The organism is Oerskovia enterophila, from assembly GCF_001692445.1.
Taxonomy (GTDB): Bacteria; Actinomycetota; Actinomycetes; order Actinomycetales; family Cellulomonadaceae; genus Oerskovia; species Oerskovia enterophila.
Genome location: NZ_MAQA01000012.1, coordinates 21,425 through 45,463, shown reverse-complemented (window position 1 = coordinate 45,463; position 24,039 = coordinate 21,425). Strand labels below are relative to the sequence as shown.

General features: G+C 72.7%; 23 protein-coding genes. 8 read left to right on the top strand and 15 right to left on the bottom strand.

All coding sequences use genetic code 11. From position 1 onward, the window contains the following. Positions 1-7 precede the first annotated feature (7 nt). The 3 genes from OERS_RS06865 (at position 8) to OERS_RS06855 (ending at position 2,919) form a co-directional block, all read left to right on the top strand. Positions 8-1,273: an MFS transporter gene (locus tag OERS_RS06865; protein WP_169834196.1), complete on the top strand. Its 1,266-nt coding sequence runs from the start codon at positions 8-10 to the stop codon at positions 1,271-1,273. Positions 1,274-1,288: 15 nt separating this feature from the next. Continuing rightward, positions 1,289-1,789: a Cys-tRNA(Pro) deacylase gene (ybaK, locus tag OERS_RS06860; protein ID WP_068625227.1), complete on the top strand. Its 501-nt coding sequence runs from the start codon at positions 1,289-1,291 to the stop codon at positions 1,787-1,789. Between the two features lie 221 nt (positions 1,790-2,010). Beyond that, entirely contained in the window at positions 2,011-2,919 is a 909-nt protein-coding gene (locus OERS_RS06855) for a sulfurtransferase (protein WP_056647844.1), read from the top strand. 151 nt (positions 2,920-3,070) lie between these two features. Here OERS_RS06855 and OERS_RS06850 read toward each other — a convergent pair whose 3' ends face one another. Beyond that, complete coding sequence (locus OERS_RS06850; RefSeq protein ID WP_068625226.1) at positions 3,071-4,399, bottom strand: DUF1254 domain-containing protein; 1,329 nt, start codon at positions 4,397-4,399, stop codon at positions 3,071-3,073. 169 nt (positions 4,400-4,568) lie between these two features. On the opposite strand from OERS_RS06850, the gene OERS_RS06845 reads away from it, so the two are divergent. Further along, the gene (locus OERS_RS06845) at positions 4,569-5,018 is read left to right on the top strand and encodes a SufE family protein (RefSeq protein WP_056647981.1); all 450 of its coding nucleotides are present in this window, start codon (positions 4,569-4,571) and stop codon (positions 5,016-5,018) included. A 101-nt stretch (positions 5,019-5,119) separates the two neighbouring features. Here OERS_RS06845 and OERS_RS06840 read toward each other — a convergent pair whose 3' ends face one another. Further along, positions 5,120-5,611 carry a winged helix-turn-helix transcriptional regulator gene (locus OERS_RS06840; protein WP_082848942.1) on the bottom strand — a complete coding sequence of 164 codons (492 nt, stop codon included), beginning with the start codon at positions 5,609-5,611 and terminating at the stop codon, positions 5,120-5,122. 167 nt (positions 5,612-5,778) lie between these two features. Between OERS_RS06840 and OERS_RS06835 the strand changes: the two genes are divergently transcribed. Next, positions 5,779-6,150: a DoxX family protein gene (locus tag OERS_RS06835; RefSeq protein WP_068625225.1), complete on the top strand. Its 372-nt coding sequence runs from the start codon at positions 5,779-5,781 to the stop codon at positions 6,148-6,150. Between the two features lie 120 nt (positions 6,151-6,270). On the opposite strand, the gene OERS_RS06830 is transcribed toward OERS_RS06835, so the two are convergent. The 13 genes from OERS_RS06830 to eda form a co-directional block, all read right to left on the bottom strand. Then, positions 6,271-7,239: a bile acid:sodium symporter family protein gene (locus tag OERS_RS06830; RefSeq protein ID WP_082608641.1), complete on the bottom strand. Its 969-nt coding sequence runs from the start codon at positions 7,237-7,239 to the stop codon at positions 6,271-6,273. A 157-nt stretch (positions 7,240-7,396) separates the two neighbouring features. Then, positions 7,397-8,440: a multicopper oxidase domain-containing protein gene (locus OERS_RS06825; RefSeq protein ID WP_068625224.1), complete on the bottom strand. Its 1,044-nt coding sequence runs from the start codon at positions 8,438-8,440 to the stop codon at positions 7,397-7,399. Positions 8,441-8,804: 364 nt separating this feature from the next. Beyond that, a complete protein-coding gene (locus OERS_RS06820; RefSeq protein ID WP_056647836.1) occupies positions 8,805-9,575 on the bottom strand; it encodes an SDR family NAD(P)-dependent oxidoreductase in 771 nt (256 codons plus the stop codon). A 108-nt stretch (positions 9,576-9,683) separates the two neighbouring features. Continuing rightward, positions 9,684-10,109, bottom strand: a complete 426-nt coding sequence (locus OERS_RS06815; RefSeq protein ID WP_068625223.1) for a TFIIB-type zinc ribbon-containing protein — start codon at positions 10,107-10,109, stop codon at positions 9,684-9,686. Positions 10,110-10,208: 99 nt separating this feature from the next. Further along, positions 10,209-10,898 carry a response regulator gene (locus tag OERS_RS06810; RefSeq protein WP_068625222.1) on the bottom strand — a complete coding sequence of 230 codons (690 nt, stop codon included), beginning with the start codon at positions 10,896-10,898 and terminating at the stop codon, positions 10,209-10,211. Next, the gene (locus OERS_RS06805) at positions 10,895-13,579 is read right to left on the bottom strand and encodes a DUF4118 domain-containing protein (protein ID WP_409365918.1); all 2,685 of its coding nucleotides are present in this window, start codon (positions 13,577-13,579) and stop codon (positions 10,895-10,897) included. Before OERS_RS06805 ends, OERS_RS06810 begins: the two co-directional genes overlap by 4 nt. Before the next feature lie 201 nt (positions 13,580-13,780). Then, complete coding sequence (gene kdpC / locus OERS_RS06800; RefSeq protein ID WP_083201277.1) at positions 13,781-14,503, bottom strand: potassium-transporting ATPase subunit KdpC; 723 nt, start codon at positions 14,501-14,503, stop codon at positions 13,781-13,783. A 1-nt stretch (position 14,504) separates the two neighbouring features. After that, the gene (gene kdpB / locus OERS_RS06795) at positions 14,505-16,682 is read right to left on the bottom strand and encodes a potassium-transporting ATPase subunit KdpB (RefSeq protein WP_068625221.1); all 2,178 of its coding nucleotides are present in this window, start codon (positions 16,680-16,682) and stop codon (positions 14,505-14,507) included. Between the two features lie 206 nt (positions 16,683-16,888). Further along, the gene (gene kdpA, locus OERS_RS06790) at positions 16,889-18,562 is read right to left on the bottom strand and encodes a potassium-transporting ATPase subunit KdpA (RefSeq protein ID WP_068625258.1); all 1,674 of its coding nucleotides are present in this window, start codon (positions 18,560-18,562) and stop codon (positions 16,889-16,891) included. Between the two features lie 53 nt (positions 18,563-18,615). After that, positions 18,616-18,708, bottom strand: coding sequence for a potassium-transporting ATPase subunit F (locus OERS_RS21050; RefSeq protein WP_139107727.1), 93 nt, complete (start codon positions 18,706-18,708; stop codon positions 18,616-18,618). A 623-nt stretch (positions 18,709-19,331) separates the two neighbouring features. Beyond that, positions 19,332-19,700 carry a hypothetical protein gene (locus OERS_RS06785; RefSeq protein WP_068625220.1) on the bottom strand — a complete coding sequence of 123 codons (369 nt, stop codon included), beginning with the start codon at positions 19,698-19,700 and terminating at the stop codon, positions 19,332-19,334. Between the two features lie 250 nt (positions 19,701-19,950). Further along, positions 19,951-21,078 carry a sugar kinase gene (locus OERS_RS06780; protein WP_068625219.1) on the bottom strand — a complete coding sequence of 376 codons (1,128 nt, stop codon included), beginning with the start codon at positions 21,076-21,078 and terminating at the stop codon, positions 19,951-19,953. A gap of 6 nt (positions 21,079-21,084) precedes the next feature. Then, positions 21,085-21,804 carry a bifunctional 4-hydroxy-2-oxoglutarate aldolase/2-dehydro-3-deoxy-phosphogluconate aldolase gene (gene eda, locus OERS_RS06775; protein WP_068625218.1) on the bottom strand — a complete coding sequence of 240 codons (720 nt, stop codon included), beginning with the start codon at positions 21,802-21,804 and terminating at the stop codon, positions 21,085-21,087. Between the two features lie 73 nt (positions 21,805-21,877). Between eda and OERS_RS06770 the strand changes: the two genes are divergently transcribed. The 3 genes from OERS_RS06770 (at position 21,878) to OERS_RS06760 (ending at position 23,963) form a co-directional block, all read left to right on the top strand. Next, positions 21,878-22,732, top strand: a complete 855-nt coding sequence (locus tag OERS_RS06770) for an IclR family transcriptional regulator (protein WP_083201276.1) — start codon at positions 21,878-21,880, stop codon at positions 22,730-22,732. A 208-nt stretch (positions 22,733-22,940) separates the two neighbouring features. Beyond that, positions 22,941-23,336: a universal stress protein gene (locus OERS_RS06765; RefSeq protein ID WP_056647815.1), complete on the top strand. Its 396-nt coding sequence runs from the start codon at positions 22,941-22,943 to the stop codon at positions 23,334-23,336. Positions 23,337-23,360: 24 nt separating this feature from the next. Next, entirely contained in the window at positions 23,361-23,963 is a 603-nt protein-coding gene (locus tag OERS_RS06760) for a DUF4203 domain-containing protein (protein ID WP_068625217.1), read from the top strand. Positions 23,964-24,039: the final 76 nt, after the last annotated feature.

Below are 24,039 nucleotides of genomic sequence, written 5' to 3'. Positions count from 1 at the left end.
GTTTAGCGTGACGACACTCTCTCCAGCGCGCATCCCGGTCCGCCGCGGACGCTTGACCGTGTGGGCCGGCCTTGCCGTCGCGCTGACGGCGGTCAACCTCCGGACGGCCGTGACCGGGTTCACCCCGCTCCTCGAGATCATCGGAGCGGACCTCGGGTTCGGCGTGGCCCTGGCGGGCCTGCTCGGGACCGTGCCCGCGGCGTCGTTCGCCGTCTTCGGCTTCCTCGCCCCGGTGGTGACGAGGAGGTTCGGGCTCGAGCGCACGGCCACGGTGGCGCTGGGCCTGACGGCGCTCTCGCTCGTGGTGCGTGCCTTCTCTCCGACGCCCCTCGCGCTCGTGCTGTCGACCGTGCTGGCCCTGGCCGGGATCGGCGCCGCGAACGTGGTGATCGTCCCCTTGGTGAAGGCCTGGTTCCCCGACCGGATCGCCCTGTGGACCTCGCTCTACCTGCTCCTGATGCAAACCGGCCAGTTCGTCGCCCCGCTGCTGGCCGTCCCGGTGGCGGAGGCGACGAGCTGGCGGCTCTCGGTAGGAGTCTGGGCGGTCCCGGCCGCGCTCGCCGCAGTGGTCTGGCTCGTCCTGGCAGCCAGGCTGCCCGCCGACCACCACCGCCCCCAGGCGCCGGCGACGACCGGCGCGAGGCCGAGGATCAGCCGATCGTCGACCGCCTGGGGCCTGGTCGTCCTGTTCGCGATGATGGCGCTGTCCAACTACGGGATCATCACCTGGGTGCCGGCCGTGCTCACCGACGCGGGCGGGAGCCCGGCTCTGGGCGGCTCCATGATCGCCCTGTACTCGGCCTGGGGCGTGGCCGCCGCCCTGGTGGTCCCGCACGTGGCCACGCGCATGGCGAACCCGTTCGTCGTGGTCGTCGCGTGCTCGGTCGTCCTGACCGTCGGTTACCTGGGCCTGATCATCTCCCCGCTCGAGGGCACGGTGCTCTGGGTGTGCGCCCTGGGGATCGGGGTGAGCACGTTCCCGCTCTGCATGACCCTGATCAACCGTCGGACCAGGACCGCGGAGTCGGCCTCGGCCGTGTCCGGCTTCGTCCAAGGAATCGGCTACGGCCTGGCCTGCTTCGGCCCGCTCGGCCTGGGCCTCCTCCGTGAGGCGACCGGCTCGTGGACGATCCCGCTCGTCGCGCTCGCAGCGACCGCCGTCCCTGGAGTGGTCGCCGGCTGGTTCGCGTGCCGCCCGCGCTTCGTGGAGGACTCGGCGACACGGCCGGACCCCGCCTCCGCTCCGTCGCCGCAGCCGGAGACGCGCACCTAGGGGCACAATCTCCCTGTGGCCAAGAAGCAGAAGTCGTCCCACGCCGGCACGCCCGGGCTCGTCGCGCTCGAGAAGGCCGGCGTCCCGCACACCGTCCACCCCTACGAGCACGACCCGTCCTCCGACCTGAGCTACGGGCTCGAGGCCGCCGCGGCGATCGGCATCCCGGCCGAGCAGGTGTTCAAGACCCTGGTCACCTCGGTCGACGGGACGCTCGTCGTGGGCGTCGTGCCCGTCGACCGCAAGCTCGACCTCAAGGCGCTCGCGCACGCGGCCGGCGGCAAGAAGGCCGCGATGGCCGAGCAGGCCGCGGCCGAGCGCGCGACCGGGTACGTCGTGGGCGGCATCTCGCCGCTCGGCCAGCGCCAGCGGCTGCGGACCGTGATCGACGAGTCGGCGCTCGCGTTCGACGCGGTCTACGTCTCTGGCGGGCGCCGCGGGCTCGACGTCGGCCTGGCGCCCTCCGACCTGGTCTCGCTCACGGGCGCGGTGACCGCTCCCATCGCGCGGGACTGACGGGCCGCCCTCCCGGCCGCCCGCGGCGCTGCTCTCCCCCGGGTAACACTGTCTCAGCATGTGCGACGGGCCTTCCGGTCCGTGGACAGCGTTCCTAGAGTGACGAACGTGCCCGAGCGGTACCCACCGCGCCGGCACGCTCCGCTCGACCCCGCCTGCGCCGTCCTGCGTGCATCTCCGCCACCCGCCTCTGCCAGCCCATGAGCCCTCAGGAGGACACCATGTCCGCTCCCCTCGACACGACCGAGAAGATCGCCGCCTACGCCCACCCCGACCGCCTCGTCTCCACGGACTGGCTCGCCGAGCACCTGCACGACGAGAACGTGGTCGTCGTCGAGTCCGACGAGGACGTGCTGCTCTACGAGACCGGGCACATCCCGGGCGCGGTCAAGGTCGACTGGCACACCGACCTCAACGACCCCGACCTGCGCGACTACCTCGACGGCAAGGGCTTCGCCCAGCTCCTGGGCTCCAAGGGCATCTCGCGCGACACCACGGTCGTCCTGTACGGCGACAAGAACAACTGGTGGGCCGCGTACTCGGCGTGGGTCTTCACGCTGTTCGGCCACGAGGACGTCCGTCTCCTCGACGGCGGGCGCGGCAAGTGGATCGCCGAGGGCCGCGAGACCACGACCGACGTCCCCACGCCCGAGCCCGTCGAGTACCCCGTGGTCGAGCGCGACGACGAGACGATCCGTGCCTTCAAGGAGGACGTGCTCGCTCACCTGGGCAACGGCCCGCTCGTCGACATCCGTTCGCCCCAGGAGTTCACGGGCGAGCGCCTGCACATCCCGGACTACCCCGAGGAGGGCGTGCTGCGCGGCGGTCACATCCCCACGGCGCGCAACGTCCCGTGGGCGACCGCGGTCGCCGAGGACGGCACGTACAAGTCGCGCGAGGAGCTCGAGGCGATCTACCAGGACGGCGGCCTGGGACTGTCGACCGACGACGACGTCATCACGTACTGCCGCATCGGCGAGCGCTCGAGCCACACGTGGTTCGCGCTGACGTACCTGCTGGGCTTCGACAAGGTCCGCAACTACGACGGCTCGTGGACCGAGTGGGGCAACGCGGTCCGCGTCCCGATCGTCAAGGGCGCCGAGCCGGGCGAGGTCCCCGCGCGCCTCTGAGGTGACGCCCCGCGCGGGGCACCCTCCTGATGCCCGACGGCGGTGGGCCGGGTCGCGCACCCGGCCCACCGCCGTCGGGCATCTCGCGTTCTCACGGCAGGCCGCCGGGGAGACGGCACGACCTGGCCGCTCGCCTGCCCGGCGCCTCCGTTCAGGCCTTGCGCACGACCGGCGGGACCCAGCGGCCGTCGAGCGCCTCGGGCAGCGGCGCGTAGAGCCGCATGGTCACTCCCACGGGTCCCCGCGGGGCCGGGAGCCAGTTGGACTCACGGTCCGCCCCGGGGCTCTCGTGCTGGAGGTACAGGTCGAGCGACCCGTCGGGGCCGTAGCGCAGGTCGTCCCGGTCCCCGATCGCGAACCGGTCCAGGGCGTTGGCGACCTGGAAGCCCTCGGCGTCGTACATGGTGACCGACCAGAAGGCCGCTGCGGGCGGGAGCTGGTCGGCCTCGAAGTGCAGCACGTAGTCGTGGTCGCCGTTCACGGGCTCGCCGTCCGCGTCCGTGACGAGCATCGGGTAGATCGCGTCCTCGACCGGGTTCGCTCCCAGACCCACGAGGGTGACGAAGGCTCGCTGGAGGTAGTAGTTGCCGTAGACGCCCATCGGCTCCCGGAAGAGCGACCACCCGTTGGCTGTGATCCCCAGCGTCGGCTGAGACTGTGCCAGCAGCTCGCGCGCGCTCGCTGCGCCCGCCTCGATCTCGACGATCTCGGCCTCGTCGAACTGGCCGGGGTCGAACTCGTCGCCCGGGACGATGCCCAGCGAACCGATGCGAGCCAGGACCGAGAAGTCCGTGGGGTGCGGCGGGTTGGTGTCGAGCAGGCGGGTCGCGTAGGTGAAGAAGTCGACCGCGCTGAGGGCCTCGACCTGCCGCAGCGGCTCGGTCCGCGTGTCCGCGGTGGGGTCGATCACGAACGGCGGGCGATCACCCAGCGCGCGCACGCTCATGCCGTCCTGCACCGCGTGCACGGCCGGGTAGTCCGCGGGGCCGTTGGTCTGGATGCGACCGATGGCCCACACGTGCGGGGTCGGCGCGACGATCAGCGCGACCTCCTCGGGCAGGTCGTCGTAGAACTCGGTGAGGTCGCCCTCGTAGTCGGGCCCCACGACCAGGTAGTCGCCAGCACCCGTCCCGGTGGTGCGCTTGCCGATCGTCGCGAAGACGTCGGTCCACATGTCCAGGAGGGGCAGCATGTAGTAGCGGTCGTCGGTGTCCGGGACGTGCAGCAGCACCGGGCCGTCGGTCAGGTCGAGCCACAGGTTCGCGTAGAGGGTGTCGAAGTTCGGGCGGACGACCGCCCGGAAGTCGGCGGGCGGGAACGCGCGCAGGTGGTGGAACGTGTTGGGCGGCCCGAACCCTGGGCGGACCCCCGCCTCCACGTTGGTGCCCTGGCGACGCGTCAGGTCCATCGTCACGAGCGGGTAGAGATAGAGGTACGCCTCCTGGCTCAGCGTGCGCAGATCGTTCGACAGCTTTCCCATGACGCTCCGTCCCTCGGCGCCGAGGGTCGGCGCGCTCGGGCCCAACGTATCCACGGCCGTCGGGCGGTGCGCGGCGAGCGTGGGCGATCTTCCGGAAGCATCACGGTGAGCCCGTCCGCAGGGCGGGCGCGGGCTGCCGCTCCGCGCCCTCGGGTGGGAGGATCGACGGATGACTGACGACGCCACGACCGAGCTGCCCCCGGTCCTCGCCGAGATCCGCGACGACTTCCTCGCGCTCGGCGAGCGTGACCGGCTCCAGCTCCTGCTCGAGTTCTCGCGCGAGCTGCCGGACCTGCCCGCGCGCTACCAGAACGCCCCGGGGCTGCTCGAGCGCGTCGAGGAGTGCCAGTCCCCCGTGCGCGCGTTCGCCGAGGTCGAGGCCGACGGCGTCCACCTCTACGCGACCGCCCCGGCCGAGGCGCCCACGACCCGCGGGTTCGCCTCGATCCTGGCCCAGGGGCTCGAGGGGCTGACGCCTGAGCAGGCCCTCGCGGTGCCCGACGACTACCCGTTCACGATCGGGCTGACCAACGCGGTGAGCCCCCTGCGCCTCAACGGCATGACGGGCATCCTGCTGCGCGCCAAGCGTCAGATCCGCGACCAGGTCGCGGCGGGCTGAGGAGCCGCCGCGGGGACGCCCGGCCCCGGGGTCGAGACGACGCGTACCGCACGTCGCCTCGCTGAGCGATCACGTCGCCCGGCTCGTCCACCCGACCGACGTCACGCCTGACCGCCCGCGGCCTGCGCGTCGAAGCCCTCGCGGTGCCCCTGGATCTCGTCGGTGTTCTCCATGGCCCACTGGACCAGCGCGAGCACCGGCGGCAGCAGCGTGCGCCCCAGGTCGGTGAGCTCGTAGTCGACCCGCGGCGGGACGACGGCATGGACGGTCCTGCTCACGAGCCCGTCCCGCTCGAGCTGGCGCAGGTTGAGCGTGAGCATCCGCTGGGAGATGCCGCTGATCCCGTGCAGGAGCTCGGTGAACCGCAACGGACCACCCGAGAGCGTACCGAGGATGAGGACGCTCCACTTGTCGCCGACCCGGTCGAGCACGCGCCGGACCTCGCTGGTCGCGTGGTCGGCGCCGCAGCCGCCACCGTCGGGGACCGGCACCTGTAAGGCGTCGGGAACTGGCACGTGCAGCGCGTCGGGGACCGGCACCTGTAAGGCGTCGGGGACCGGCTCCTGATGGGCGCCCGTGGCCGTCGTGGTCATGGACTCTCCGTTTCCTGACCCACCGGGAACACCGGTGTGCCTTTTGTAGACCTCCTTCAGGTTACCCATGATGTCCTCCGGCACAAAAGGTGACTGACCAGACGGGCAGTTACTCGTGGCCCTCTCCACCGTGGCGCACGTCGCGCCACCGACCTCGAAGGAATCACATGAACGTCGCCCTCTGGATCGCCGCTGGACTGCTCGCCGTCGCCTTCGCCGGCGCGGGCTTCATGAAGCTCACGACCCCGGCCGGCAAGCTGATGGAGCAGATGCGCTGGGTCACGCCCGAGCGCCTCACGGCCGTGCGCGTGCTCGGGGCGCTCGAGCTGCTCGGCGCGATCGGCCTGATCCTCCCGATCGTCACGGGCATCGCCCCGATCCTGACCCCGATCGCCGCGACCGGCCTCGCGATCACGCAGATCGGCGCGATCCCCCTGCACGCGCGCCTCGGCGAGAAGCAGTCCGTGCCGGTCAACGCCCTCCTGCTGCTGCTCGCCGTGTTCGTCGCCGTGGGGCGCTTCGCCGGCTGGGGCGCGTGACGCCGTCAGGCGGATGAGAGCGGACGCACCGCGGCGGGCGCGGCGTCCGGCCCCTCGACCGGGGACTGCCTGGACGGCCCGCTCCCCGCGGGCCGTCCCACGGCCCGGCCGGCCCAGCCCTCAGGCCGCGTCGCGCAGCGCGAGGCGCCGCGCGAGCACCGCGCACACGATGAGCTGGAGCTGGTGGAAGACGATCACGGGCACCGCCACGGTGCCCGCGACCGCGACCGGGAAGAGCACGGCGGCCATGGGCAGCCCCGTGGCCAGGCTCTTCTTGGACCCGCACATGAGCAGCGCGATGCGGTCCTCCACACCGAGCCGCAGCCCGGCCCCGCCCCACCACGTGACAGCGAGCATGACCACCAGGATCAGGGCGCTGATCCCGACGAGCGCGACGATCGTCCACGCCGAGATCCCGGCCCACACCCCCGCGCTCGTCGCAGCGGCGACCGCACCGAAGACCACGATCAGGATCGTGCCGCGGTCCACGGACAGCGTGAGCCACCGCCGGGCCCGGACCCACCGGCCGACGAACGGCTGCAGGAGCTGGCCCACGACGAACGGGGCGAGCAGGTGTACCAGGACGTCACGCAGGCCGCTCAGCCCACCCGTCGCGCCGCTCGACGACATGAACCACAGGACCAGCAGCGGCGTCACGACCATGCCCACGACGTTCGAGACCGTGGCGCCGCAGATCGCCCCGGCGATGTTCCCGCGCGCGACCGACGTGAACGCCACGGACGACTGGACGGTCGAGGGCAGCAACGACAGGAAGAGGATGCCCGCCGCGAGCGGCGCGCCGACGAGCGGGGTCACGGCCCAGGAGACCGCGAGGCCGACGAGCGGGAAGACGACGTAGGTCGAGGCGAGGATGCCGCCCTGGAGGCGGACGTTCTTGAGACCCGCCCACACCTCGGTGGTCGACAGGCGCATGCCGTAGACCAGGAAGAGGACGGCGACCGCGACGTCCGCGACCGCGTCCACGACGCGCTGGGCCTCTGCGGGGACCGGGACCACGAGCCCCAGGACCATGGTCGCGACGAGCGCCACGATGAACGGATCGACCCACTGCTTGAGAACCTGGCGCACGAGGACCGAGTCTAGGTGTCGCGGGGCGAGGGCCCGCCGGCTGCCCGCCGGGCGACCGTCGACCGTCGACCCGCGGGCGGCTCCTACGACGGACCAGGACCGGCGGGGCCTCGAGGCCCCGCCGGTCCTGGTCCGTCGTTCCGTGGGTGCGCCCGGGCTACGGGTGCGCGTGCCCCTGGTAGCGGTGGAGCGCGGCCTGCGCGTGCTCGGGCACGCTGCCGTCCTTGTTCGCGACCAGGAAGATCCCGCCCATGCCCATGTCCGAGTGGGACTGCACGTGGCAGTGGACCATCCACGCGCCGGGGCCGACCTTCTCGCCCGCGATCACCTGGAACCCGAACGAGTCGCCGGGGTTGAGATCACGCGTGTCGACGACCTGGGTCGGGTCGTTGGGCCCGCTGAGGTATCCCGTACGGTTGTTCGCCCACCGGTGCGCGTGCAGGTGGAAGGTGTGGAACGCGTTGCCGTGGCCGATCGCCACGAACTCGACCCGCTCGCCCTCGTTCGCCTCGAACACCGGCACGTTCGGCGCGACCTGGTTGTTGATCGACATGCCGTTGAAGGCGACCGTGTATGTGCGGTCGGGCAGGACGTCGCCCTTGCGCCGGACGATCAGCGCGCCGTACATGCCGACCTTGACGCCCTCGGTGCCGTGATCGGTCCCCAGCGCGTGGTCGTGGTAGTGCCAGTAGCCCGCGCTCCCGGGCATCCACTGACCGCCCTTGGTCGTGTAGGCGGCGTGGGTGCGCCACACGTAGGTCCGCGACTGGCCGGGCTCGTTGAACGACGCGTTGAGCGGGCTGCCGTCGGAGTCGTAGCTGTAGCTCACGCCGTGCGCGTGCAGCGAGAGCCGCTTGTCCGTGGTGTTGACCAGGGTGATCTCGAAGGTCTCGCCCTCCCACATCTCGAGGGTCGGGCCGGGGACCGTGGCCTTGCCGGGCTCGAGGCCGTAGCCGACGAGGCCGCCGGGCAGCGCCTCGGCGTACATCGTCAGGCGGCGGACCTTGTTCTTGTCCGGCTTGCCCTTGTCCTTGTCGGGCTTGCCGTGGTTCCCGTTCCCGTTGCCGTGCGCCGCGGCGGGAGCCGCGCCGAGGCCGAGCGCCGTGGGCGCCACGAGGCTCGCGACCGTTCCTGCCAGCATCGACCGGCGCGAGATCTGTCGCTTCAGCAGTCCGTCGGGGGCGGCGGTGTCCTGCGTCATGGTTCTCCCTCTCCTCTGCCCGCCGGACCGGTCGTGGGGGCCGGTGGCGGTCAGGTATTCGTCGTTGAATCCCTGCGCGCTCGCACCGGTGACCTCGCGCGATGGCAGGCACGCGAGGTCGGACGGACGAGCATGACTGCACGCGAGCTGCGTGACCGACCCCGCGGCCCACGGCGTCGTGGGCCCTGGCCTCGGTCCGGCCCCACGGTGATGGGGTCCCGGTGCACGCCCGACCCTAGGGAGACTTCTGACAACCGTCAAGCAGAAGTAGAAGGTTCACCCTTTTTGTTTTGCGATTCTTACCCCAGAAGAGGAGCGGAGTCCGAGCGGGCGACCGCGAGGCCGCCCGCCGACATGTCACCGATCAGAAGAGCGTGTACCCGCCGTCGACCGTCACGACGGCCCCCGTCATGAAGCTCGACGCCTCGCTCGCGAGCATGACCACGACCGGCCCCAGCTCGGCGGGGGTACCCCACCGCTTCATCGCGGCGGGAGCCACGCAGTCGTCGTAGTACTCGGGCTGGTCCACGGGTGACGCCTCGGTCAGGATGTACCCGGGCGCGATCGCGTTGACCCGGATCCCGTGCGGTGCCCACTCCGCCGCGAGCCCCTTGGTCAGCTGGTGCACCGCGGCCTTCGACGCCAGGTACGCGGGCTGCCACCGCGGGCGGTTGACGATCTGCGCGGACATCGACCCCACGTTGACGATCGCCCCGCCCCGACCGTCCGTGACCATCTGCCGGGCCACGGCCCGCGAGCAGTACCAGACACCGTCGAGGTTCGTCGCGAGCGTCCGGTGCCACACGTCGTCCTCGATCTCGAGGGCCGCTCCCCCGATCGAGATCCCCGCGTTGTTGACGAGCACGTCGACGCCGCCGCCCTCGCGCCCGACCTGCGCCACGACGTCGTCGACCTGCTCTCGGTCCGTGACGTCGAGCTCGTAGCCGTGCGCCGCGAGCCCCAGCGCCCGCAGCTCGTCGGCTGCCGCCTGCGCGGCCTCGAGCGTCGTCGCCGTCAACGCGACCTGGGCACCCGCCTCCCCCAGCGCCTGCGCGAGCCCGCGCCCGATCCCGCGGCTCGCGCCCGTGACGAGCGCCGTTCGGCCGGCGAGGGAGAACGTGTCGAGAACAGCCATGTCGATCCGATCCGGAGGTCAGGAGGAGCCAGCAGGTGGAGAGGGTACAGAGTTCCAGGGATGCACGACGACGGCGCCGCCCCGGGGAGGGACGGCGCCGTGCGTGGCTCAGAAGTCGAAGAGGTCCTCGAGCCAGGACTCCTTCTTCTTGCGCTTGCGGTAGCGCGGGTCGTCGCTGCGGTACTGCTCCGGGCTGCGGTACCGGTCGTCGCCGCGGTACTCGTCGCGACGCCGGTCGTCGCCGCGGTACTCGTCCCGGCGACGGTCGTCCGCGTAGCCGTAGGGCGCCGGCGGCGGGACCGGCAGCTGCTGGGTCGGGGGGTACTGCACGGGCGGTGGCGTCGCGGCACGCGGAGCCGCCGCTGCCGCCGGGCCGCCGGCCTCGGCGGCGATCTCTGCCTCGAGGCTGCGGTCGATGATCTTGTCGAGCTCACCCCGGTCGAGCCACACGCCGCGGCAGGTGGGGCAGTAGTCGATCTCCACTCCCTTGCGGTCGGACATCACGAGCACGGTCTGATCGAGAGGGCACAGCATGACGGGTCTCCTTCGTCGGGTCGAACGCACAACGGTCGGCGCGCCGCGGGGGTTCCCGCGCGCGCCGGAAAGGCACGAGCCACAGGGCAGGACGGCGGGTCAGACCTCGAAGAGGTAGCCCATGCCCGGCTGGGTGATGATGTGCCGGGGGTTCGCGGGGTCGTCCTCGAGCTTGCGCCGCAGCTGCGCGGTGTAGACGCGCAGGTAGTTCGTCTCGGCCGAGTACGCCGGCCCCCACACGTCGTGCAGGAGCTGGAGCCGCCCCACCATGCGGCCCCGGTGACGCACGAGCACCTCGAGCAGCGACCACTCCGTGGGGCTCAGCCGGACCTCCTCCCCGGCCCGCAGCACACGGCGCCGAGCCAGGTCGATCCGCAGGTCGCCCGCCTCCACGACGGGCTCCGACACCTCGGCGGGCTGGGCGCGGCGCACCGCGGCCCGCAGCCGCGCGAGCAGCTCGTTCATGGCGAACGGCTTGGTCACGTAGTCGTCGGCGCCCGCGTCGAGCGCGTCGACCTTGTCGTCGCCGAGCTGACGCGCTGAGAGCACCACGATCGGCACCGCGCTCCACCCGCGGATGCCCTCGATGACCTCGAACCCCGAGAGGTCCGGCAGGCCCAGGTCGAGCAGGATCACGTCGGGGCGCGCGCTCGCGGCCGCGTCGAGGGCCTCGGTCCCGGTCATGGCGACCGTGACGTCCCAGCCGTGCGCGCGCAGGTTGATCGCGAGCGCGCGCACGAGCCCCGCGTCGTCGTCGACGACGAGCACCCGGTTGCCTTCGCCGCTCATCCGCGCACCTCGCCCGTCTCGCTCGTGCTGCTCGTGTCGCGGGTGCCGCCGTCCGCCGTGCCTGTACCTACGCCTCTGTGCCTGCCTGTGCCGTCCGTGCTCACGTCGTCATCCTCCCGTGCCTCGCGCGGCACGGTGACCACCATGGTCAGGCCGCCGCCGGGCGTGTCCTCCGGCGTGATGCTCGCGCCCACCGCCCGCGCCAGCCCGTCCGCGACCGCGAGCCCCAGGCCCAGGCCCTCTCCGGTCGTGTCGCCGAGCCGTTGGAAGGGCTCGAACATGCGGATCTTGGACTCGTCCGACAGACCGCGGCCCGTGTCGACGATCCGCAGCTCGATCTCCCGGGGCCCGGCCGAGGCCGTGATCCGCACGGGCTCGCCCGGCGGGCTGTGCCGCACCGCGTTCGACGTGAGGTTCGCGACCGCACGCTCGAGCAGCCCGGGGTCGGTGCGCACGAGCGGCAGGTCGTCGGGCACGTCGAGGCGCACGACGCCGGGCCCGTAGGGCTCGATCGCGAGCGGCACGATCTCGTCGACCGACGCCGCTCGCAGCACGGGCCGCACGCTCCCGGTCTGGAGCCGGGACAGGTCGAGCAGGTTGTCGATGAGCTTCTCGAGGCGCCCGGTCGAGTCCTGGATGGTGCGGGTGAGCGCGTCGGTGTCCTCGGCGTCGAGGTGCACGTCGGGGGACGCGAGGCCGTCGACGGCCGTGCGGATCGAGGCCAGCGGGGTGCGCAGGTCGTGCGAGACGGCCGCGAGCAGCGCGGTGCGCGTCGCGTCGGCCTCCTCGAGGACCGCGGCCTGGGCAGCCTGCTCGCGCAGGCGCCGGTACTCCAGGACGAGCCCGGCCTGGGCCGCGAACGCCTCGAGGACCTGACGGTCGCTCGCCGGCAGGGCCCGCCCCCACAGTGACAGCCGGTGCGAGTCGTCGACGCGCAGCTCGGTCCGCTCGGCGTCGTCCAGGTGCCCGACGGCGGAGCGCGCCCCGGTGCGCCCGTCACCCTCGGCGGGGGTCCGGTCGCCCTCGGCGAAGACCCCGTCGCCCTCGGGAAGGCGTACGTCCCCCTCGACCCGGCCCGTGCTCGCCACCGTCCGCCAGGGGCCGCGCTCCCCCGCCCGCGTCTCGAGCTCGACCCTCGACAGTCCGAACGTCTCGGCGAGCCGCGTGACGATGGCCTGCGCGGTGTCCTCGCCCGAGAGCACGGAGCGCGACAGCGCGGCGAGCGTCGAGGCCTCTGCCCGCGCCCTGTAGGCCTGCGCGGTACGGCGCGCGGCGAGGTCCACGACCGACGCGACGGCCGCGGCGACCAGGACGAACACGAGGAGCGCGAGGAGGTTTTCGGGGTCCTGGACGGTGAGGAACCCGGTCGGGGGCGTGAAGAACCAGTTGAGGCACAGGAACGAGACGACGGCTGCGGCCACGGCGGGCCACAGCCCGCCCACGAGCGCGACGGCCACCGACCCGGCGAGAAACAGCATGAGCTCGGTCGAGAGCGAGACGACGTCGCGCAGGAGCCAGAAGATCCCGGTCAGCACGGCGGGCACCACGAACGCGAGCGCCCACCCGGCGGTCCGGCGCGGTCGGGACAGCGCCGACCACCGGCCACGCAGCAGCCTGCCCGCGCGCGCCTTCTCGTGCGTCACGAGGTGGACGTCGATCGTCCCGGCCAGGCGGGCGATCTCGGCGCTCGAGGACCCCAGGAGGGCCTCGCGCCAGCGCGAGTGCCGCGAGACGCCCACCACGATCATGGTCGCGTTGACCCCTTGCGCGAAGTCGACGATCGCCGAGGCGACGTCCTCGCCCACGACCGTGTGGAACGTCCCGCCGAGCGACTCGACGAGCTCGCGCGAGGCCGCGATGGCCGCGGGCGGCGCGCTGGGCAGCCCGTCGGTCGCCAGGACGTGGACCGCGACGAGCTCGGAGCCCGCCGCGCGCTGGGCGATCCGGGCGCCGCGGCGCAGCAGCGTCTCGCCCTCGGGGCCGCCCGTGACCGCGACGACGATGCGCTCGCGCGCCGGCCACGTGCCCGAGATCGCGTGGTCTGCCCGGTACCGGGTCAGGGCGTCGTCGACGCGGTCGGCGAGCCACAGCAGCGCGAGCTCGCGCAGGGCCGTGAGGTTGCCCGTGCGGAAGTACGACGACAGCGAGGCGTCGATCTGCTCGGCCCGGTAGACGTTGCCGTGCGCGAGCCGGCGCCGCAGCGCCTGCGGCGACAGGTCCACGAGCTGGATCTGGTCGGCGTCGCGCACCACCTGGTCGGGCACGGTCTCGCGCTGGCGCACGCCCGTGATGGCCTCGACGTCCGCGGTGAGCGACTCGAGGTGCTGCACGTTGACCGTGGTCACCACGTCGATGCCCGCCGCCAGGAGGTCCTGCACGTCCTGCCAGCGCTTGCGGTGGCGCGAGCCGGGCGCGTTGGTGTGCGCGAGCTCGTCGACCAGGACGACCTGGGGGTCGCGGGCGAGCACGGCCTCGACGTCGAGCTCGGTCAGCTCGACGTCCCGGTGGCTCACGACGCGCCGCGGCACGACCTCGAGGTCACCGATCTGCGTGATCGTCGCGGCGCGCCCGTGCGTCTCGACCAGGCCGACGACCACGTCCGTGCCACGCGACCTGCGCCGGTGCGCCTCGCCGAGCATCGCGTACGTCTTGCCCACGCCCGGCGCGGCCCCGAGGTACACGGTGAGCAGACCGGGACGGCGAGCGGCGCCGTCGGGCCCCCTTGCCCCCCGGCCGACCTGCCCTTCCCCGCCCGGGGACGCGCCGGGGTCCGGGCGCCCCACCTGGGGGCTCCCGGACCCTGCGGCCTCGTGGCCGCCGCGTCCCTCAGGCACGGGGCACCCGCGCCGTCCGGTCCACGGCGGAGGGCCTCGCGCTCGTCGTCATGGGTTCATCTTCTCCGAGTTCTCGAGCGCGAGGTTGAGCTCGAGCACGTTGACACGCGGTTCGCCCAGGACGCCGAGGTCCCTGCCCGCGGTGTGCTGGGCCACGAGGTCCGCGACGACGGCCTCGTCCAGGCCCCTCGCCTCGGCGACCCGCGCGACCTGCACGGCCGCGTACGCAGGACTGATCTGCGGGTCGAGCCCCGAGGCCGATGCCGTGAGCGCGTCAGCGGGCAGCGACGCGGGGTCCACGCCGTTCAGGTCGGCCAGCGCTGCCCGGCGCTCGTCGATCGACGCGACCAGCTCGGGGTTCAGAGGCCCGAGGTTGGTGCCAGCGGACGCGAGCGTGTCGTACCCGTCGCCCGCGGCCGAGGGCCGGCCGTGGAACCAGCGCTCGGCGTCGTCGGTCGCGGCGAAGTCCTGCCCGATCAGCGCGGACCCCACGACGGGCGCGCCGTCCGCGCCCGTGTCGGCGAGGGACGTGGCGTGCGTGCCGTCGCTGCGCACGAGCGAGCCGTTCGCCTGCCAGGGCAGGGCGAGCTGCCCGACGCCCCACACCGCGAGCGGGTAGGCCACGCCCAGGAGCACGGTCAGGACGAGCAGGACGCGCAGGCCCGCGAGCGTCTGGCGGAACAGCGAGGCGGCGCCGGCCGAGGCCGAGGGGCGCGCGAGGGGTGCGGGGCGTCCGGGGACGCCCGCGGGGGTGGTCAGAGTTCCAGGCATGTCAGCCAATCCCGGGGATGAGGGAGATCACGAGGTCGATGAGCTTGATCCCGACGAACGGGGCCACGAGCCCACCCACGCCGTAGACCAGGAGGTTGCGGCGCAGCATCGCGGACGCCGACGACGGCCGGTACCGCACGCCCTTGAGCGAGAGCGGGATGAGCACCAGGATGATGAGCGCGTTGAACACGACGGCCGACAGGATGGCCGACTCGGGGCTCGACAGGCGCATGACGTTGAGCACCGCGAGCTGCGGGAACACGACCATGAACATCGCGGGCAGGATCGCGAAGTACTTCGCGATGTCGTTGGCGATCGAGAAGGTCGTCAGGGCCCCGCGCGTGATGAGGAGCTGCTTGCCGATCTCGACGATCTCGATGAGCTTGGTCGGGTCCGAGTCGAGGTCCACCATGTTGCCCGCCTCCTTGGCGGCGGTGGTCCCGGTGTTCATCGCGACGCCCACGTCGGCCTGGGCCAGGGCGGGCGCGTCGTTGGTGCCGTCGCCCGCCATGGCCACGAGCCGCCCGCCGGCCTGCTCGCGCCGGATGAGCGCGAGCTTGTCCTCGGGCGTCGCCTCGGCCAGGACGTCGTCGACGCCTGCCTCCGCGGCGATGGCCCGAGCGGTCACGGCGTTGTCGCCCGTGACCATGACGGTGCGGATGCCCATGGCGCGCAGCTCGTCGAACCGTTCGCGCATGCCCGCCTTGACGACGTCCTTGAGGTGGACGACGCCCAGGACGCGCGCGGGCCCCTCGCCGACCTGCTCGGCCACGACGAGCGGCGTGCCGCCCGAGGAGCTCACGGCGTCGACGTGGGCTGCGAGCTGCTCGGCAACCGTGGCGCCGGGCCCGCTGCTCGTCCGGACACCGGTCGAGTGGACCCAGCGCTGGACCGCGCTGCCGGCCCCCTTGCGGATGCGGCGCACCCGCCCGTCGGGCAGGGGCAGGTCGATCCCGCTCATGCGCGTGTGGGCGGAGAAAGGCACCATCTCGGCCCCGGCGAAGGCGTCTGCCTGGTCGGCCTGCGCATCACCCAGCCCGTACCGCTCACGGACCAGCACCACGATGCTCTTGCCCTCGGGCGTCTCGTCCGCGAGCGAGGAGAGCCGGGCGGCCTCGGCGAGCTGCGCCGTCGTGACGTCGCCGACCGTGAGGAGGTCGGCCGCCTGCCGGTTGCCGTACGTGATGGTGCCGGTCTTGTCGAGCAGCAGGACGTCGACGTCGCCCGCGGCCTCGACCGCGCGGCCCGACATCGCGAGCACGTTGCGCTGGACGAGACGGTCCATGCCCGCGATGCCGATCGCCGACAGCAGCGCCCCGATGGTCGTGGGGATGAGGCACACGAGCAGCGAGATGAGGACGATCATCGACTGCTTGGACCCCGAGTACACCGCGAACGGCTGGAGCGTCACCACGGCCAGCAGGAAGATGATCGTGAGCGAGGTCAGCAGGATGTTGAGCGCGATCTCGTTGGGCGTGCGCTGGCGCTCCGACCCCTCGACGAGCGCGATCATCCGGTCGACGAACGTGTGGCCAGCAGGCGCGGTGATCCGCACGACGATCGTGTCCGACAGGACGACGGTCCCGCCCGTGACCGCCGACCGGTCACCGCCCGACTCGCGGATCACCGGGGCCGACTCGCCCGTGATCGCGGACTCGTCGACCGACGCGACCCCCTCGATGACGTCGCCGTCACCGGGGACGATCTCGCCCGCCCGGACGACCACCACGTCCCCGACGGCGAGCGTCGAGGAGGGAACCTCCGCCGTCGGGCAGCTCGCGAGGCCCGTCCCGGTCGCCAGGGTGTCGGACGGAGCCATGACGCGCCGCGCGGTCGTCTGCTGCTGGGTCGCGCGCAGGCTCGACGCCTGCGCCTTGCCCCGGCTCTCCGCGACCGACTCGGCGAGCGTCGCGAACAGCACGGTCGCCCACAGCCAGAGCGCGATGGCCCACGCGAAGACGCTGGGCTCGAACGCCGCGAGCGCCGTCGTGGCCACGGCCCCGAGCTCGACGACGAACAGCACGGGCGAGGCGACCAGCTCGCGCGGATCGAGCTTGCGGAACGCACCGGGCAGCGCGGCCCGGACCTGCGCCCACGAGAGCGAGGCACCGCGCCCGGGCCCGGGCTTGCGACCGCCGGAGCTGCCGGCCGAGCCAGCAGACGCCGACGAACCGGCCACGCCGACAGCACCTTCACTGACAGCACCTGCTGGGCCCCCAGCGACAGGAAGCAGGACCGCGTCGGACGCACCAGCAGGCGCATCCCCGCGGGGGGTGGGGCGGGTCGTGGCGGGTCTGGCGGAGGACCGAGGAACGAGGTCCTCTGGAAGACCCGCCCCGCCCCCCGCGGGGACGCGCCCGGAGGGAGCGACGGAAGAGGAACGATTCATGAGAGCGACTCCACGATGGGACCGAGCGACAGCACGGGGACGAAGGTGAGCCCGACGACGACCAGGGCGACGGTTCCCAGGACCCCCACGAAGAGGGGCTGGTGCGTCGGGAGGGTGCCCGCGGTGGCGGGGACCGTCTTCTGGGAGGCGAAGCGTCCGGCGAGCGCCAGGACGAGGGCCATGGGGATGAAGCGGCCGGCGAGCATCGCGATGCCGAGCGCCGTGTTGTAGAAGGGCGTGCCGGACGTGAGGCCGCCGAACGCCGAGCCGTTGTTGTTGGCCGCGGACGTGAAGGCGTACAGGACCTCGGAGAGCCCGTGCGGGCCGGCCTCCTGGATGCCTGCCTGCCCGGCGGGCAGCGCGATCGCCAGGGCCGTCCCGACGAGCACGAGGAACGGGACCGTGAGGATGTAGAGCGCGACGAGCGTGATCTCCTGGCGCCCGATCTTCTTGCCGAGGTACTCGGGCGTGCGCCCGACCATGAGCCCGGAGACGAACACCGCGACGATCGCGAGCATGAGCATCCCGTACAGGCCCGAGCCCACGCCGCCCGGCGCGATCTCGCCGAGCATCATGGTGAACATCGTGACGCCGCCGCCCGGCGCGGTCAGGGAGTCGTGCATGGCGTTGACGGCCCCGGTCGAGGTGCCCGTGGTCGACGCGGCGAACAGCGCGCTCGCGGCGAGGCCGAAGCGGGTCTCCTTGCCCTCCATGGCGCCGCCCGCGGCGAGCGGGGCGGCACCGGGGCCGACCATCTCGGCCCAGGTGATGAGCGCGACCGCGACGAACCACAGCGCGCCCATGGCCCCGAGGATCGCCCAGCCCTGGCGCTTGTCGCCGACCATGAGGCCGAACGTGCGGGGCAGGGTGAACGGGATCACGAGGATCAGGAAGATCTCGAACAGGTTGGAGAACGGGCTGGGGTTCTCGAGCGGGTGCGCCGAGTTGGCGTTGAAGAACCCGCCGCCGTTGGTGCCGAGCTCCTTGATGACCTCCTGCGAGGCGACGGGGCCGCCGAGCACGTGCTGCGTGCCGCCCGCGACCGTGTCGATCGCGGTGTGCGCGTCGAAGTTCTGGATGACACCCGTCGCGAGCAGCACGATCGCGCCCACGAACGCCATGGGCAGCAGGATGCGCACGCACGTGCGGGTCAGGTCGGACCAGAAGTTGCCGACGCGCCCGTCGGTGCCCGAGCGTACGAAGCCGCGGATCAGGGCGACCGCGACCGAGATCCCGACGGCCGCGGACACGAAGTTCTGCACCGCGAGCCCGCTCATCTGGAGCAGGTGTCCCGCGGCGGCCTCGCCCGAGTACCACTGCCAGTTCGTGTTGGCGACGAACGAGACCGCGGTGTTCCAGGCGCCGGCCGGGTCGAACGCGGCGAAGCCGAGGTTCATCGGCAGGTGCTGCTGGAGGCGGGCGATCCCGTAGAGGAGAAGGAGCGAGGCCATCGAGAAGCCGAGGAGCGAGAGCAGGTAGGTGCTCCACTTCTGCTCGGCGTCGGGGTCGACGCGCATGAGCCGGTACCCGGCCCGCTCGACCCGCAGGTGCCGGGGCGAGGTGAAGACACGTGCCATGTAGGCGCCGAGCGGGGCGTGCACGGCGGCGAGCGCGAGGAGCAGCAGGACGAGCTGCCCGACGGCGAGCCACACGCCGGGCGTCTGCGTCACCTGGGTCGCCGTGGTCTGCGTCAGCACGCTGGTCTGGGTCAGCACGGTCGCGCTCACCGGACCTTGTCGCTGCGGAGGAGGGCGACGAACAGGTAGCCGAGCAGCACCACGACGGCACCGAGCCCGACCCAGTCGAGGACCGTCATGACGTGGACCCCCCGGAGGAGCCGTGGCGGCGGGCCACGAGGCCGACGGCGGTGAAGAACACCACGGTCAGCAGGATGTAGGCCAGGTCGGCCATCTGAGTTCTGCCTTCGAACGTCGTGCGGCGGGCGGATCTCGGGGACCGCGGGCAGGTGCCGTGGTCGGCGGGGAGGCGCCGTGCCGGTGCGCAGCTCCTGCGCACACCCCAGGTCTATGCCGTGCGGGACGGCGTGGGGCGGGACGTTGACGGGTTCTTGACGGGGGCGCCGCGGGTGTTGACGCAACCCTGACGGGAGGGGTTGGGGGCGGCGTGGGGGACGCGCCCGCACGGATGAGTTGTCAGAACCACACCGGGCTATCCCCCGACCCACTTCTGACAACTAGTCCACGCTGCGTCACCGCCTCGCCGCTCCGCGTCGTGCACCGCCATGTCGACGACGTCACCACGTCACGCCGGGGTCGCCGCGACCTCGCGCCGCCCCGATGAGTTGTCAGAACCACACCTGGCTATCCCCCGGCCCAGTTCTGACAACGAAGCGGTGGGAAGGGGAGCCGTCGTCGAGACCCACCGGGCGGGCTCAGGGCAGCGGCGCAGTCGACGTCGAGCAGCAATCGACGTCGAGCGTCAGTCGACGTCGAGACGCTCGCGCAGCTCTTCCGCCAGGTGCAGGTCGTCGTCGAGCGCCGCGAGCGCGTCCGCGAGCAGGGGCAGCGCCTCGGCGCCTGCGAGGAACCGGGCGGCCGCGACGTCGTCGTGCAGCTGGAGCGCGAGGTCCGCCCGCAGGACGAGCGCCCGGAAGCGCAGGCGCTCGGACACGGTGCGGGTCCTGACGCCCTCGGCGTCGAACGCCCTGTCGAGCACGCGGGCCGCGCCGGTGGGGTCCCCGGCCCCGCGCAGGATGCGCGCGTGCTCGACCGCTCGGGCGATGTCGGACGGCGCGTCGACCGTGCGTCGCGGGAGGCGGCCCAACGGCACCTCACCACGCTGCACCACGTGAACCTCCTCGTGCGCGTCGGGCCACGGAGGCTCCCGACGCACCGTGTCCGATCTGTCCGTCCTCGTCCACCCTAGCCGCGACCTCCGGGCACCGCTCGGGATGGGGACGGCGCGCCGCCGACGAACGGCGACCGGGCGAAGTGCGAGCGCGACGGCCCCCGGGGCCGCCCCCAGCCGCCCCGAGATGCGGCGAACGGGGGCCCGGAACGCTCCCGGACCCCCGTTCGCCGCATCTCGACGAGCACGGTCAGCGCTGCACGCGCGCGCTCCCGCCCGAGGCGAGCTTGCGGACCTCGGCGAGCGACGCCGTCGACGTGTCGCCCGGCGTGGTCATCGCGATCGCCCCGTGGGCCGCGCCGTACTCGACGGCCTCCTGGATCGAGCCGAGCTCCATGAGCCCGTACGCGAGGCCCGAGGCGAACGAGTCTCCCCCGCCCACGCGGTCGAGGATCTCGAGGTCGGCGCGGTGCGTGGCCTCGGCGAAGCCCTGGACCCGGGACCACGCGATGGCCCCCCAGTCGTTGCGCGTGGCCGAGCGCACGGCCCGCAGCGTGGTGCCGATGACCTGGAAGTTCGGGTACGCGGCTGCGGCGGTCTCGATCATGGCGCGGAACGCCGCGGTGTCGAGGTCCGTCAGGTTCTCGTCCACGCCCTCGATCTCGAACCCGAGGCTCGCGGTGAAGTCCTCCTCGTTGCCGATCATGACGTCGACGTACTGCGCGAGGTGGCGGTTCACCTCCTGCGCACGCGCAGGCCCGCCGATGCCCTGCCACAGCGAGGGACGGTAGTTGAGGTCGTAGGACACGACGGTGCCGTGCTTGCGCGCGGCCTGCATCGCGGCCTCGGCGACGTCCGCGGACGACGCGGACAGCGCGGCGAAGATCCCGCCCGTGTGCAGCCAGCGCACGCCCCGACCGAACAGCTCGTCCCAGTCCACGTCCTCGGGCCGCATCTGGGCGATCGCGGTGTTGCCGCGGTCGCTCACGCCCACCGCGCCGCGCACGCCGTATCCGCGCTCGGTGAAGTTGAGCCCGTTGCGGACCGTGCGACCGATCCCGTCGTACGGGACCCACTGCACGTAGCTCGTGTCGAGGCCGCCCGTGAGCATGAGGTCCTCGACCAGGCGGCCGACCTCGTTGTCCGCGAGCGCCGTGACGATCGCACCGCGCAGGCCGAAGCAGCGGCGCAGGCCGCGCGCGACGTTGTACTCGCCTCCCCCCTCCCACGCGTCGAACGAGCGGGTCGTCTTGATGCGGCGCTCGCCCGGGTCCAGGCGGAGCATGACCTCGCCCAGGGAGACGACGTCGTAGGTGCAGTCCGCGGCCGGGCGCAGCTCCAGGGGGGCACCGGCGGGAAGGGTGGTCGTGTCGGTCATGTCAGCTCACATTCCTGCGGCGGCAACGGCGGGGTCTCCGGCGACGGGCGCCGGAGAGACGGTGGGCACTGCGGGCGCGAGCGACGCCGCGAGGGCGACGGCCTGCGCCGAGCGGCGCGCGATCTCGGCGAAGTCTCCGGCCTCCACGAGGGACTTCTCGACCATCCACGAGCCGCCCACGGCCAGGACCGAGGGCACCGAGAGGTACTCGGTCGCGTTGGCCGCGCTCACACCGCCCGTGGGGACGAACCGCAAGCCGGGGAACGGCGCGGACAGCGCCTTGATCGCGGGCACTCCCCCGTTGATCGCGGCGGGGAAGAACTTCACGACGTCGAGCCCCAGGGCCAGGGCGGCCATGATGTCCGACGGCGTCGCGACGCCCGGGAAGATCGGCAGGCCGTGGTGCTGCGCTCGGCGCACGACGTCGGCGCTCAGCCCGGGAGAGACCAGGAAGCGCGCACCGGCGTCGACGGCCTGGTCGACCTGGTCGGCGTTGACGACCGTGCCGGCCCCTGTCACGAGCTCGGGCAGCTCGCGCGTGACGGCGGCGATCGCGGCGCGGGCACCGGCGGTGCGGAAGGTGATCTCGGCGATGGGCAGGCCGCCGTCCAGGAGAGCGGCTCCGAGGGCGAGCGCCTGGGCCTCGTCCTCCACGACGACCACGGGCACGACCCGCACCGTGGCGAAGAGCTGGTCGAGGTCGGTCGGGGGCGCAGCGGGTGACATGAGGCCTCGCGTTTCGTTATAGTGAACGGATGTTCTGGAATACGAAATCACTCTACGTGGGCGGAGCGCCCAGGTGGTAGCCCGCCCGAACACCGAGACCCCGGGTACCCACCCACCGACAGACCGCACCCCGGCAGACCACGCCGCCGCGAGCAGCCCGCTCGGCTCGGTCGACAAGGCCCTGCTCGCCCTCGAGCAGCTCGCGGCCGCCGGGCCCGGCGGGCTCACCCTGGGCTCGCTCGCGGCCGAGCTGGGCCTCAACAAGACCTCGCTGCACCGCACCCTGTCGGCCCTGCGCTTCCGCGGCTACGCGGACCAGGACCCTGCGACGGGAAGCTACCGACTGGGCCCTGCCGCGACCGCGCTCGGCGACACGTTCCTGGGCGAGGAGAACCTGCCGGCTCTCCTGGGACCGGCTCTCACGGCCGTGTGCGAGGCGTCGGGCGAGCTCATCCACCTGGGCGTCCTGTCGGGCCCGGAGATCGTCTACCTCGACAAGGTCGAGCCCGCACGGGCCGTCCGGGTCTGGTCGGCGATCGGACGCCGCCGCCCCGCTGCGACGACCGCGCTCGGACGGGCGCTCCTCGCGTTCCGGACCACAGATCGCTCGGCCATGTCCTGGTACGCCGCCGCGACCGGCGACACGGGCCCCACGACGATCACCGCGGACTCGCTCTGGGACACGCTGACCACCGCCCGGGCCGACGGCTACGCGACCGAGACCGAGGAGAACGAGCCAGGGATCAGCTGCCTCGCCGTGCCGCTGCTGCGCGCTGGACAGGCCGTCGCCGCACTGTCCGTCACGGCGCCGGCCGACCGCATGGGACCGGACCGGCACCGCGAGCTCGCCCGGATCGTCCGGTCCGTGACCCCGCCGCTCCTGCCGTCGTCGCTGAGCCTCCCCGACGCACTCGACGCGAACGCCTGACCTGCGACGGGATGCCCGGCGCCACCCGCTTCCCGCCGGGGAGCCCGCGACGAGGGGCGAGCGCCACGGGACGCGCGGCGCCGTCGGGCATCCGGACGTGCGACGCGCTCCCACGCTCCCTGCGCGCACCCCCGGGGTGTGAGAGAGTGCGAGGGCACACGCGATCTGCCCGCGGATCCGGGCACGACGAACGAGGAGCACAACGGCGATGACCGTTCTTGTGGCCTACAACGACTCGCCACAGGGTGAGGCGGCCCTGCATGCCGGAGCCGCCGAGGCGGTCCGCCGAGACCTGCCGCTGGCGATCTTCGTCCTGACCCCGCTCGAGGGCCCGCCGCAGGACGACCCGCCCCTCCCGCCCGACCTGGCGCACCTGCTCGACGCCCTGCCCGCGGGCACCCCCGCGGCGAGCGTCACCTACCGCGAGTCGCGCGTCGACCCCGCGGACGCGATCCTCGACGAGGCCGAGCGCCTGACCGCGAGCCTCGTCGTGATCGGCTCTCGCAAGCGCTCCCCCGTGGGCAAGTTCCTGCTCGGCAGCACCACGCAGCGCGTCCTGCTCGACGCCCACGCTCCCGTGCTGGTCATCAAGGCCAAGCACTAGCCCCACCTCACGCCAGGAGGTCTCATGGACCCGGTCGTCGCAGGTCTCGTCATCGTCGCCGTCGGGTTGCTCCTGTGCTTCTTCGGCGTCGGTTCGGTCCACCTGGCGGTGATCGCCTCCGGGTTCGGCCTCGGCTGGATGCTGGGTGACCTGTTCGGGGCGAACCAGTCCACCGCGCTGCTGCTCGGGGTCCTGGGCGGGCTCGTGGCCTGGATCGCCGTGGCGTTCGTGTTCAAGCTCGCGTCGTTCTTCATCGGGATCGTGACGGGCGCCGTGATCGGCGCCAAGCTCTACGGCACGGTCTCGGGCGACTCGGGCAACTGGGTCCTCGCGGCGATCATCGTCATCGCGGTCGCGGCGGCGTGCGGCTTCCTCGCCGACAAGTACCGGCGCCGTGCCCTGCTGTGGCTCACGACGATCGGTGGCGCAGGCCTCGTGCTGGGCGGCCTGGGCCGCGTGTCCCCCGACACGCTGGGGTTCCTGCGCGACCCGTCCGCGGGGTGGGAGCAGGTCGTGTCGTTCCTGGCGTGGGCCGCGCTCGCGCTGGCCGGGTGGCTCGTGCAGCGCAAGCTGTTCGCCAAGCGTCTGGGCATCACACGCGGTGAGGCCGAGGCCACCAAGAGCTGACACGGGGTCCGCTAGGTGCGGGGCTCGTGCGAGCCGCGCCGGGCACGCACCGCACGAGCCGCACCCAGCGGGGGGC